This window comes from Hahella ganghwensis DSM 17046, assembly GCF_000376785.1.
Classification (GTDB): Bacteria; Pseudomonadota; Gammaproteobacteria; order Pseudomonadales; family Oleiphilaceae; genus Hahella; species Hahella ganghwensis.
In genome coordinates, this window is sequence record NZ_AQXX01000144.1 from 200,102 (window position 1) to 211,435 (window position 11,334).

The 11,334-nt window shown below is 47.5% G+C and carries 14 protein-coding genes; 7 read left to right on the forward strand and 7 right to left on the reverse strand.

The window, feature by feature from the left end; translation table 11 throughout:
- Nucleotides 1-26: 26 nt before the first annotated feature.
- From F566_RS0130865 to F566_RS0130875, 3 genes are read left to right on the forward strand one after another with little or no spacing between them, the layout of a single operon-like run.
- Complete coding sequence (locus F566_RS0130865; RefSeq protein WP_020410933.1) at nucleotides 27-533, forward strand: hypothetical protein; 507 nt, start codon at nucleotides 27-29, stop codon at nucleotides 531-533.
- Nucleotides 534-575: 42 nt separating this feature from the next.
- Nucleotides 576-1,313: a hypothetical protein gene (locus tag F566_RS0130870; RefSeq protein WP_020410934.1), complete on the forward strand. Its 738-nt coding sequence runs from the start codon at nucleotides 576-578 to the stop codon at nucleotides 1,311-1,313.
- Entirely contained in the window at nucleotides 1,307-2,584 is a 1,278-nt protein-coding gene (locus F566_RS0130875; RefSeq protein ID WP_020410935.1) for an alpha/beta hydrolase, read from the forward strand. The genes F566_RS0130870 and F566_RS0130875 overlap by 7 nt, the downstream gene beginning before the upstream one ends.
- A 51-nt stretch (nucleotides 2,585-2,635) precedes the next feature.
- Here the strand turns inward: F566_RS0130875 and F566_RS0130880 are convergent, their stop codons facing one another.
- From F566_RS0130880 to F566_RS0130895, 4 genes are all read right to left on the reverse strand, one after another.
- A complete protein-coding gene (locus F566_RS0130880; protein ID WP_020410936.1) occupies nucleotides 2,636-2,992 on the reverse strand; it encodes a nucleotide pyrophosphohydrolase in 357 nt (118 codons plus the stop codon).
- A 43-nt stretch (nucleotides 2,993-3,035) separates the two neighbouring features.
- The gene (locus tag F566_RS34620; protein WP_020410937.1) at nucleotides 3,036-3,932 is read right to left on the reverse strand and encodes an Nmad3 family putative nucleotide modification protein; all 897 of its coding nucleotides are present in this window, start codon (nucleotides 3,930-3,932) and stop codon (nucleotides 3,036-3,038) included.
- 74 nt (nucleotides 3,933-4,006) lie between these two features.
- Nucleotides 4,007-4,960: a UDP-3-O-acyl-N-acetylglucosamine deacetylase gene (lpxC, locus tag F566_RS0130890; protein WP_020410938.1), complete on the reverse strand. Its 954-nt coding sequence runs from the start codon at nucleotides 4,958-4,960 to the stop codon at nucleotides 4,007-4,009.
- Nucleotides 4,961-5,166: 206 nt separating this feature from the next.
- Nucleotides 5,167-5,349 carry a hypothetical protein gene (locus F566_RS0130895; RefSeq protein ID WP_020410939.1) on the reverse strand — a complete coding sequence of 61 codons (183 nt, stop codon included), beginning with the start codon at nucleotides 5,347-5,349 and terminating at the stop codon, nucleotides 5,167-5,169.
- A gap of 96 nt (nucleotides 5,350-5,445) precedes the next feature.
- On the opposite strand from F566_RS0130895, the gene dauA reads away from it, so the two are divergent.
- The gene (dauA, locus tag F566_RS0130900) at nucleotides 5,446-7,203 is read left to right on the forward strand and encodes a C4-dicarboxylic acid transporter DauA (RefSeq protein ID WP_020410940.1); all 1,758 of its coding nucleotides are present in this window, start codon (nucleotides 5,446-5,448) and stop codon (nucleotides 7,201-7,203) included.
- A gap of 4 nt (nucleotides 7,204-7,207) precedes the next feature.
- A complete protein-coding gene (locus tag F566_RS0130905; RefSeq protein ID WP_020410941.1) occupies nucleotides 7,208-7,438 on the forward strand; it encodes a hypothetical protein in 231 nt (76 codons plus the stop codon).
- A gap of 51 nt (nucleotides 7,439-7,489) precedes the next feature.
- Here F566_RS0130905 and F566_RS0130910 read toward each other — a convergent pair whose 3' ends face one another.
- From F566_RS0130910 to F566_RS34625, 3 genes are all read right to left on the reverse strand, one after another.
- Nucleotides 7,490-8,218: a substrate-binding periplasmic protein gene (locus tag F566_RS0130910; RefSeq protein ID WP_020410942.1), complete on the reverse strand. Its 729-nt coding sequence runs from the start codon at nucleotides 8,216-8,218 to the stop codon at nucleotides 7,490-7,492.
- Between the two features lie 306 nt (nucleotides 8,219-8,524).
- On the reverse strand, nucleotides 8,525-9,184 hold the full coding sequence (locus tag F566_RS0130915; RefSeq protein ID WP_033417094.1) for an outer membrane beta-barrel domain-containing protein: 660 nt from the start codon (nucleotides 9,182-9,184) through the stop codon (nucleotides 8,525-8,527).
- A 59-nt stretch (nucleotides 9,185-9,243) separates the two neighbouring features.
- Nucleotides 9,244-10,065: an SH3 domain-containing protein gene (locus F566_RS34625; protein WP_020410944.1), complete on the reverse strand. Its 822-nt coding sequence runs from the start codon at nucleotides 10,063-10,065 to the stop codon at nucleotides 9,244-9,246.
- A gap of 617 nt (nucleotides 10,066-10,682) precedes the next feature.
- On the opposite strand from F566_RS34625, the gene F566_RS0130925 reads away from it, so the two are divergent.
- Nucleotides 10,683-10,883 (forward strand): hypothetical protein, encoded by a 201-nt coding sequence (locus F566_RS0130925; RefSeq protein WP_020410945.1) that lies wholly within the window; start codon nucleotides 10,683-10,685, stop codon nucleotides 10,881-10,883.
- A gap of 6 nt (nucleotides 10,884-10,889) precedes the next feature.
- Nucleotides 10,890-11,333, forward strand: coding sequence for a hypothetical protein (locus tag F566_RS0130930; RefSeq protein ID WP_020410946.1), 444 nt, complete (start codon nucleotides 10,890-10,892; stop codon nucleotides 11,331-11,333).
- Nucleotide 11,334 lies beyond the last annotated feature (1 nt).

Consider the following 11,334-nt stretch of genomic DNA (forward strand, 5'->3'; position numbering starts at 1 on the left):
GAAATCATTTTAACAAGGAGAAAAGGATGTCAGCGTCGATGAACGCAGGTGAAGAGCGAATGATGATTTTGAATCTCAAAAAACTGCAATCACTTTGCATTCAGCGTCTTCAGCAACTGGAGACGCTTATGATGTCTGCACAGAGAGAAGTTTCTGAGTGCCAAGCTGCCTTGGAGACTGCCAGAGAAAGGCTGGGTGAATGGGAATATCGTCGGGCAGCTTTGTTGGCGAAGTGGGAGGTAACCACAGGAGCTTCTCCAGATTCTCACCTGGCACAAAAGCGAATGGCATATATTGACTCCGTCAACGATCAGATAAGGTACCAGCAGGAAGAAGTGACTGAAGCCCGTAATCACTGGGAAGCGGCAACGAAGAAATTGCAGGATGTCAGAGATAAGCTGAATCATCAGTTAACTCGCAAAGAGCAGTTGGAACAACGGCATAGAGAACTGAAGGCAAGACTAAACAAACGTCAGCTGCGACGTACAGAAAACTTGGTGGAAGAGCGTTATTGCAGAAGCCGAAAGGTATAGAAGACTTTCGGTAGAATTCGTTTAATTGAAAAGTTATTGATCATGGAAATGAAGCCGGTACGGGTCTCGGATCTGACATTCAGAGATAACCCGGGAAGAGATTACAGTAGCTCAGTGTCAGTTGATTCGCCAAGCGGAGTGAATGACGCCAGGCGCCACCAGCAGAAACAAGAGTTTGAGAATTTGTTTGGCAAGGAAAGCAATACAGGAAGGTCTCTACCTGAAGATGCTGCTTTCGACAAAGTTTCAAAGCCTGAAGAGGCTGGCTCTGACCCAAAAGAAGCTCATCGAGATTCGAAGTCGGAAGAGGGTGGGCTCGGAGAAGGAGAATACTGGGAAGTTGGTAATGAACCATCGACTGACATGAATGACCACTTCCAGATGACTCACTCAATGGTTGGTGAGGCAAACCAATTTTACCAGTGTGTTTCAGGGACAGGAATGACCTCCCAGATTTCTTCTTCCACTGATGACATGGCCCAATTGATTGAAGGTCAGGTGCAGCGTTTGATGGTCAATGCGAAGCAGTCCTCCTGGAGCCCTACTGAAATGGTACATATTCAGCTCAAAGAAGAGCTGTTTCCCGGTACGACTATTAGCCTTCAGCAGTCGGCTCAAGGTAGTTGGCGAATATTGGCCAGTTGTCGTCAATCTGATATCAGGGAAATTCTACAGAGAACCTTGCCAGGACTGCAGCAGCGATTCAGGGAAAAACAGCTGGGGGATTTGGAGATTGCTGACGTCATGCTTGAGTCAGATCTGGAGGGAGGACGGTGGTAGGCCTGTTTAAATCGGCAAAGTGCAGATTGTCATCGAGTGGCTTTTTGTCGTTGGTCATTCTCACTCTGCTTTCCGGTTGCGTGGGTAAAACCAAGGGACCGGAAGGTGAATTTATTCCTAAAGTATATTCAGAAGCAAAAGGCGATAGCTTTTGGCGAGATAGAGTTGAGTATGCTTTTGACGTTGAGTATGTCGATATTATCGATAGTAACAAGCGTATTTGGGAACTGGCTTATCATGACGTTTACTGGGGATCTGGCGATCGGGATGACGCAGAGACTGTGGTACTGATTCACGGTCGCTGCGCAAACATGGGGTACTTCAGCCAGATGATTAAAGCGTTAGCCTCAGAAGGCTTGCGTGTTGTGGCGGTTGACCTTCCAAACTATGGAAAATCCCTACCGGGAAATATTGAACAGACAGTACAAAGAAGTCTCGAAAGCAGCCGGGAAATCGTTCATTTGATGTTGTCGAGTCATCTGGAAATAGAGCAGTTTCATTTATTCGGCCACAGTATGGGGGGGCAATGGGCCATTGGTTATGCATTAAAATACCCGAAAAGTGTCAGCAGTCTATTGCTGGAATCGACTTATGGTCTGGAAGAGTATCCATCGGAGTTTTGGACCTCTGATGGCGAATCTTTGAATTTATTCGACCCCGCGTTGGCAAATGATCTGGACCAGTGGGGAGCGGTTTGGAATTCCCTTGGGCATCTGGATGCTGAGATGTCCCGTACAGAAGCTGAAATACAATCCTCCCATTACTTCAAAAAATTTAATCCTCAGACTGGTGAGTTGGAAGAATCTTCAGTAGGGCTGTTCAAATCGTTAAATCAGGACTCTGCATTTTTCACGGAGGCAAGGGTGCAAAGCGCCGTTGGCAACCTGGCTGAGTATGATCGATTTATCACAACCTGTGTTCGGGATATTTATGCCATGGGGGTAGAGACGCGCAAGGAAGATCCGCGTAGCCTGACAAAACGCCTGGCGCTATTGAGGGTTCCTGTCGTCATGATGTTTGGCGGACTGGATCCATTCCTTCCCAACAAGGCTCTGACTGGGCATTCAGATCTGATGGGACAGGTGGTCAGGCCAGCCTATATCCGGCTGAGTGCGGCGGGTTATCCACCCATTGTTGTTTTCTATGAAGAAAGTGGACACATTCCTCACGTGGATGCCGTGGGAAAACTGTCTGAGGATGTCGTGTCTTTTATACGAGAGGGGGAGGTGGTATCTGAACCTGTGGATCCTGGCAAGGCCATTAGCCATTAGCCTCTGTCAGGGCAGAGGGTTTATCTGGATATCAATTCTGGTGAGTTTGATTCATATTTCGTTGTACTTTCTGGCGAGCCCCTTAAATTTTTCGATGGGATATTTTTCCCGGTTCTTACTGATCTTGTTATAGATAGCTGGTTCCAGATCAATGTCCAGTTTATCAGCCAGTCGGAGTAGGTAAACCGCAATATCTGCCAGTTCATCGGTTACTTTTTGAGCTTTGTCATGATCAGTCATCAGAGTATCGGGTTCTGCCTGTTCAGGCGTCAGCCATTGGAACTCCTCGACTAGCTCAGAGCACTCCACCGACAATGCCATTACAAGGTTCTTGGGATTGTGGAATTGATCCCAATCTCTTTCGTGAGCGAACTCTGCGATGGTTTTCTGAATTTTCTTAACGTCCATTGGATGCGGCCTTTCTTTATGACGGATCAAACATCTAAAAACTCTAGTCGGCAGGAAGATTGTTCCCAAGAGTCAGTTCGTTTTGAATCAGATTTCTCACCCATGGTAATGCTTCCGGGTAGTAGTCACAATCAAGTACGAACTCTTGTCCACGGGCCGCGGCTTTCAGTCGTGTTTGATTATCCAGTTGTTGCCAGCGTTCTATCTTGTGATGGTAGCTGAGTGGTGGTTTATTGGTTCCCGGGTGCCACCATTGCGGGAGCTCCCATTGAGTCAGCAGACTGTCCGGTGCCGTTAATATGCGTTCATTGGATAAATGCCTGAAAGTACCAGATCCAGGAAGTGGTGAGCCTGACTCGGGAAGCTGAAGTGATGCATTGGCAAGGTAAAGCGTATTATTCGAATCCGGTCCGCGATAAAAGTGGGGGTGATATCTGGCCCATTCCAATGCGTTATTATCAAGTTCATCGATCTTCAATATCTCTCCAATCTGCATCCAGCCCCAGATGATATGCCGTTTGGATTGCTGAGAGTCAAATTGCCACTTTGCCCGGCTCCCCTTTTTGGGCTGAGACTTTACCACAGGCTGAAATACACCAAAGAAGATGAAAATATCGCCCTTGGAGACGCCTTGCCGGGACAGGTGCCCTTGGGCAGAGCCTGTTTGTCCGAGTAATGGGAGCCACTCGGTGTGTCGGGGATAGTGTGCTGATACCAGATCCGGATCCAGGTGAGCCCCTGCGGATCTGCGAAGTCGTCCTTTCGTAAGCTGGTTAACCAAATAACCCAGGTTGTGTTCGTCGAACTGAATATCCTGGTACTTTATAGGAGATAAGGAATCAGGGATGGGGAGAGGGACCAGACGACCACCCGGAAGAATGGGATTTGGGCAGCCTCCCGCGGCGGAATCAAAACCTTTGCGGCTGAGAATGATGCGCATTGTGACAAAATAAGACAGATTTTAGGTATTGAAGGTTGGACATTCTGTCTCTAATCAGAGTTCCAACCTGTGTGTCAAAGTTCCACTTTATTGAGCAGAGATGCGGGAAACAGAAGATCCGACAGTGCGCCGTTTTCTGTAGTACCTTTATTGCCCAGCAGTTGGTCCGCTGTGACAATTTCCCAGGCGTCCTGATTGGCCATCAATTCACGGAGCAGAATGTTATTGAGATGATGTCCGGGTTTGTAACACTTCATCTCTGCCAGCATGTTGAATCCGCACATTCTCAGGTCGCCAATGGCATCCAGCACCTTATGCCTGACCATTTCGTTGTCATAGCGAAGACCACCAGGGTTCAATACACGAAATTCGTCAAACACGACTGCGTTGTCCAATCCTCCACCAAGTGCCAGGCCTCGCTCATGCAGATACTCAATGTCACGCATGAAGCCGAATGTACGGGCCCTGCTGACTTCCTGGATAAAGTTTTCTGAGCTGACATCCAGAAGCATATGCTGCTCACTCTGCTGGATGACAGGATGGTTAAAATCAATCCTGGCGTCTATGCGGAAGCCTTCATAAGGGCGCAGCAATGCAAACTTGTCTTCATGCTCAACTTTAATTTCCCGGGTTACGCGGAGAAATTTTTTGGGGGCTTCCTGGGTGACAAGTCCGGCTTCTTTAAAAAGAAACACAAAGGGCATGGAACTGCCGTCCATGATGGCTATCTCTTCACCATCAATGTCGATAAACAGGTTATCTATGCCTAATCCACTAATAGCCGCAAGCAGGTGCTCAACAGTTGAGATCTGGTAACCGGCATCATTAATCAAGCCTGTGTTCAGTGTTGTATGAGCCACGGATTCGGCTTTCAGCTGGAAACGCTGATGGGGGTGACAGTCCACGCGAGTGAAGACAATGCCGGTATTCTCTGGGGCGGGTGTGAACTGCATATGCACCTTGCGTCCGGAGTGAACGCCGACACCGACCACTTGAAAACCTTGTTTGATAGAAATCTGATTGGGCATTGTCTTCTTACTAGCTTCCTTTTTGGTGGCGGCAGTCATCCTGACCATATGTGTCATATGGAGCTGATTGGTTCTGTCGACCGGGAAAATGGAGCGCAATTGCAGTGGGTGGTGAATTTTTGTTCTAGTAAAAAAATGTAATCAAGATGATAGTCTACTTGACTAAAACTCCCTAAATGGTCTAGACGGGAACAATTGTTCCGTTTTTAAGACGACTTGTCTTCCAGTTCACTTTGCCACTCAGGCCCGATTTTCTCCTCTATATAGTCACGAATAAATTGTCTCACTTTCTGAGATGGTGTGACGTCTTCCTGTGCGCAGAGTTTTTCGAATATAGCCTTTTTTCGGGGATCGATGAGTAAGGTCAGACGAGCAGTTCTTTGTTCCATACAGATACCTATGTTAATCAAATTAACATTGAATGAAATTAAAGTGAGAATATAATGCTCATTTGATTAATCTGCAACCAGTCTCTGAGGAATCGAATGGCCCATCGAGCCCACTTGTTCTCGCTTCGGATCGGACATGCGGTCAGAGAAGCATGTATTGCCGAGACATATAGCGTTAATCGTTTGGGGCGTGATGCACTGGCTGGATTAACCATCGGTATCATTGCAATACCGCTGGCCATGGCGTTGGCCATTGCCAGTGGGGTGGCGCCTCAATATGGGCTGTACACGGCTGCGATTGCCGGGTTTATTGTTGCTTTGACGGGCGGTTCCCGATACAGCATCACTGGACCGACAGCGGCATTCGTCGTGATCCTGTATCCGATTGCACAGAAGTACGGGCTGGGTGGCCTGCTTATGGCTACCGTGCTTGCGGGGATATTAATGATACTGATGGCTTTTCTTAGATTGGGGAGGTTTATTGAATATATACCCGAGTCTGTCACTCTCGGATTTACCGGGGGGATTGCGATCGTTATTGCCACGCTTCAGATCAAAGATTTCTTTGCCCTGACTCTTGCAGAGTTGCCAGAGAGTTATCTGGGAAAACTGGACATATTAATAAGAGCGCTTCCAGAAGCTTATTGGCCGGGAGTACTGGTTGCAATGGTGACGCTGGTTATCATGGTACTCTGGCCCAGGCTGCGAACTACGATTCCTGCGCATTTACCTGCTGTCATTGTTGCCAGTCTTGTGGCCTGGGGATTGAATCAATCGGGCTTTTCTGTAGAAACTATCGGTTCGCGATTCACCTATACGTTGCCTGATGGCAGCTTTGGTGCGGGCGTTCCACCTTTTTTGCCAGACTTTCAATGGCCCTGGCTTCAGGCGGGGCCTGATGGAGACAGGCTGGAACTTAACTGGGCACTGGTGCGGGATTTATTGCCAGCAGCATTCGCTATCGCCATGCTGGGGGCGATCGAGTCCCTTTTGTGTGCGATGGTCTTAGATGGGATGAGTGGGCGTCGGCATAGTGCCAACAGTGAACTGCTTGGCCAAGGGATCGGAAATGTCGTTGCGCCTTTTTTTGGTGGTATTACGGCGACAGCAGCGATTGCCCGGTCCGCTGCAAATGTCCGGGCTCATGCGGAATCTCCCGTTGCGGCTATGATTCATGGGCTGGTAGTGTTGCTGGCGCTGGTCGCGCTTTCTGGTGTACTTGCTTATCTTCCGATGCCAGCAATGGCGGCCATGCTGATGGTTGTGGCCTGGAATATGAGTGAAGCGCCTAAATCGATCAAGTTGCTCAAGACGGCACCCCGAGCCGATATTTGGGTATTCATCACCTGTATTTCACTCACTGTATTGTTTGATATGGTGATTGCCATTACAGCGGGGATTCTGTTGGCGTCATTTCTGTTTATGAAAGAAATTGCGGAAATGACCAGAATTACAGACGTGACAAATAACTCCAGGCTTGTACCGGTGGATCTGCCTGAAGGGTGGGGTGTTTATAAAATTACCGGACCTCTGTTTTTTGCTGCGGCTGATCGTATTTTTGGTGAGTTGTCGGTGTTGAGTGAGAGGAAGAAAGGCATATTACTCTATCTCGACGGAGTACCGATATTGGATGCAGGAGGTGTTGCGGCTCTGAATAAGTTGATTTCGAAATGTCAGCGGGATCAAACCCGCCTCATTCTCGCTGATTTACAGTTCCAGCCGTTGAGAACCATGGCAAAGGCAAAGATGAAACCAATTGTTGGTGTAACAGCATTTTATTCAACCCTGAGAGAAGCTTTGGATAGTTTGGTCCTACCGAAAGTACCCTGGTCATCGGAAGAGCGTGGAGGTTAGATGTATGAAAATGTCTGAGGCAAAGTCACTGGCGGATGCTGGGAAGCTCGCGGCAGCGGAATTGCTGCGTAACCCCTCTGATTTCAGTCAATGGTTTATCATGGTGGTCGAGAGCAGCGGCAAAAGCTTTATTATTGCCGATGAAAATGACGACCCCATCGTAACAGATGCGCTGGAAAGTTTATTCGCGCTCCTGAAATCACTGGGGTTTCGCAAAGCGCAAATTGCGTTTTGAAGACCGATATTTCAGGAGCGTGAGTACCCGACTTTTATTAGTTCCGAAGACCTACAGCATTTCCTCAAAAATCTTTTTGTACGCGCCATTGTCTTTAATAGCTATCAGTCCCTTATTGAAGGCTTCAATGATTTCCTTGCCCTGCGGGTGTTTTCGGCTCACGATCAAATGTAAATCATTTGTGGAAAGAGCGTTCTGGGTGTAGGTGATGTCATCTTTAAGACTGGAGGCCTGTTCTCGGATAATCGACCGCGCAACGATTTCGTCTTCAATGGCCAAGTCTATTTTACTCTGGGATAACCTCAGGAGATTAATATAGAGGCGTCTGGCCTCTTTACGGCTAAAGGTATCAGCAGTCATGAAACTCTCCAGATACCCGTATTCTTTGATGGTGCCAATCGTTTTGCCTTTGAGTGAAGTCAGACCATCATATTCGAATGGGTCATCGACTCTCTTGATGAAGACGATGCGATTGGAGAGGTAAGGATCGGAAAAGTAGAACTCTTTATTGCGTTCATCCGTGTACCAAGCTCCGGGTACAAGGTCGTATTTTAATTCCGACACGCCCTCTATGGCTCTTTTCCAGGGCAGCCATTTCATCTGAAATTTATATCCCTGGGTTTTGAAAGCCTGACGGACGATTTCGGTTGCCAATCCTTCTTTTTGAAGATCCCGTCCAATGAAAGGCGGCCAGCTATGCTCCACGCCAACCAGCAGTTGTTCAGCGTTTGTCGTCGTGACAAACAGACAAATCATTACCAGCAGAATGCGTTTCACCATGTCCCGTACCTCTTTCTCAGGGCATCGAATGACTGTTCAGGCTAGAAGATTTTAATTCGTTTGTCGTTAGTTTGACGGTCAAAGGTCGGAGTTAGATAAAGAATGGTCGGTTGTAGACTAAAGTCTTATGCCGGTTGGCCGGTTGGCCGGTTATAGAGGAGGTCATTGGTGCTTGAGGTCCCGGTGGTCTACTTGGGAGGGAGATCTCTATCGATGATAGGCAGGGGCTGGCATTGATAGCCAAAAAACAGGAACACTTGACGGTCCTGTCGAGTGTCCCACTATATTGGCAATGATATTCAGCTTTCAGAAAAACAGGGTAATTCCAGAGGATATCTCGATGTTATGGGTAAGCTGCGACTGGCGGATTAGATCGCTTTTGAACATGTGATCGCGAAAATCAACATGCCAGGCCAGCCAGTCATTGAAAATGATGCGATATCCTGTGCCGGCAATAGTGGTAAAGTTATTCTCGCCACCAAAGTCAGTATTGCCGACGCCACCTACCAGATAGATGGCGGAATTGAATGCCAATTGGTCGGTAAAAAATATCTCACCGGGAAAGATGTTGTAGCCCAACAGAAAGTCGTAGTAAATGTAATCCCGGTCATCGTCAGATACGAGTCTGACGTTGGTGCCGCTCAACTCTTCGAATGAGGTCAGCCCCGCGGATGCCTGACCATAGTTGAACTGGATAAAAAAATCCTCAGTGGCGTGAAATGATGCATTTAGGCCATACATCGGCTCACTGCTGAAGTTATCAATACTGAGAAAACCGGCAAAGAGTCCCACCTCAAAGAATTCTGTATCGATGTCTGATTCTTCGATGGTTCGGGCCTCCACCTCCGGTGCGATGACCTGAACCGGGCCGGGCCTGGATTCTTCGGCTCCATCTTCGACAGCGTTTGCAAGTATTGGTAATGCCATGAGCATCAGCATTGTGTATTGGGCTAGCTGTTTGAACATGAATCGACAGCCTCTAGTAACGCTCTGAAAAACGCCAACTTTCTTAAAAGGATGACTGTTCAGAAAAATGTATTGAGTCCAATTTTCCATTCGCTTAAACCTGTTGTATCGGAATTAGATGAAATCGAGTACTGCCGGTATTCGGCACGGATCAGAAAGTTACGGCCTATGTAGTATCCAAGACCTCCGCCTATAGAGACGGCGTCAGCTTCGTCTACCCCTTCCAGCAGCACTTTCTGCCGGGCGTCGAAAGAAAATCTGGAAGCTCCGACGGAGAGGTACGGCGTTATTTTCCATTTATGTAAGGGTTCTATGATCAGGTTGGCACCATAGTATTCGCTAGTCACGGAGCGGCTGTAGATTTTTCCTGCTTCCACTTCGAACCCGGCCCAGGTCAATGGCCGGTAGCCGAAAGTTAGACTGAAACTGGAGGCTCCTTCGAATTGCCCGCCTGTGAATCCTGCGCGCCAGCTTGATGTGAGGTATTCACCATGTCCTGTTTCTGGCAGATCAGCAGGGATTCCGGTGGGTTTGAGAGTACGCCCCAATTGGGCGGCTTTCACCCAGCCTTCCTGACCATCAGGAGACTGAACCAGGTACCAGTTGGTCTTTCTTTTGAGAATAACGACTTCTTCACCCTGTTCAATCACATTGAATATTGGGTATCCACGACCAGGAGCGGTATGCATTTCAATGTAGGGATCTACAACCAGCAGGGTTAACGTTTTTTCATCCCCGTTATCCCAGAACTTAAGGTCAACAGCGTGAGCTGCTGCCGGCATCAGGGGGATAATGAGTATCGTGCAGAGTATCAAACCGCATAGCCACGTCGGTCCACCGGCGCAGGGATAAAATTTGGCAATGCCTGGTAAAAGTTTCATACAGCGTTAACAACCTACGTCAGGCTTTTTAGCGATGTTTAAGTTTGCTATGTCCCGATTTCAGAGGTGAAGAGCTGTTTATCTTGGAATGATTTATTAAACCGTCTTTTAAGCTCTCTTACATACCAGATTAGCGAGGCTGAACGTTAGATTCAGGAAGCTTGGTATCTCTTTATCTATCCTTTGAAAGTGTTACAAAATGTTTCTGATGTAACGATTTTTTACTGTGAAATCAGGCAATTCCGTACATGCGCTGCATCCTGCCAAGCACTGAATACCCCTAGCAATAATCAAAATTTGAAGTTCTGAATTAGTTCACAAATTCAGAACAACGATGACAAAAAGGGGAGTCAAAAGAAATTCTCTGTGTTAGGTTAATTGGGAAAATAATCCCAAAAAAAGAAAAAGAACATAAATAAGCGTCTTGTACAAAGACCCTGATTAGAATTCGAAACTCCTCAAAGAGCATCATCATCCCTAACGGTAAAGCTACCCGGAAGTATGCTGGTCCGTATCAAACACGGTTGTATCAGATCGTTGGTAAAGCTTCGTCTGGTCTCCGACAAGTCAGAGTTAGTTGAAACCTTTTAGCCAGTTTTTGGCATGGGAGAGATATTGTGGATGGTGCAGCCAGTCGTTTTTTTGGAATGCAATTTGCCCGAGCAGGAAGCAACCTTGTGCCGTTGACGCTGACCTTTTTGTTGGGGCTGGCGACATCCGAATTACATGCCGCGGATGTTGAAGGAGAATCTGCTCAAGCGATAGACCGGATTATAGAGACACCTATGTCTGTTGAACGCAGCCGGCAGCAGGCCTAGCAGGCTGTGAATGACCTTTCCCGGGAAATTCAGGAATTAAAGCAGTCCGTTGTGGTGTTGAACAAGGATCTGAAGGTAATGGAGGAAGATATGCTTTTTCCTTCAAATACCCGTCTGAATGTTTTTTTGTCGCTGGATGTCGGAGAGTTTTTCAAATTGGAAGGTGTGAGACTGAAGGTCGATTCCAATGTGGTTACGAGTTATCTCTACAGTGAAGAAGAACGGATGGCACTTGCAAAGGGCGGGATGCATCGTCTCCATCTGGGCAACATTGATACTGGGGAGCATACCATTTCTGCGTTTTTTATCGGTTCCGGTCCCAATGGTCGCGAATTCAAGCGTGGCACCTCATTAAAATTCAATAAGGAAAGCGGACCCAAGTATGTAGAAGTACGGGTCGCAGATTCTGAAGCTAAACAGCAACCGGAATTCAGCATCAGGGAATGGTGAG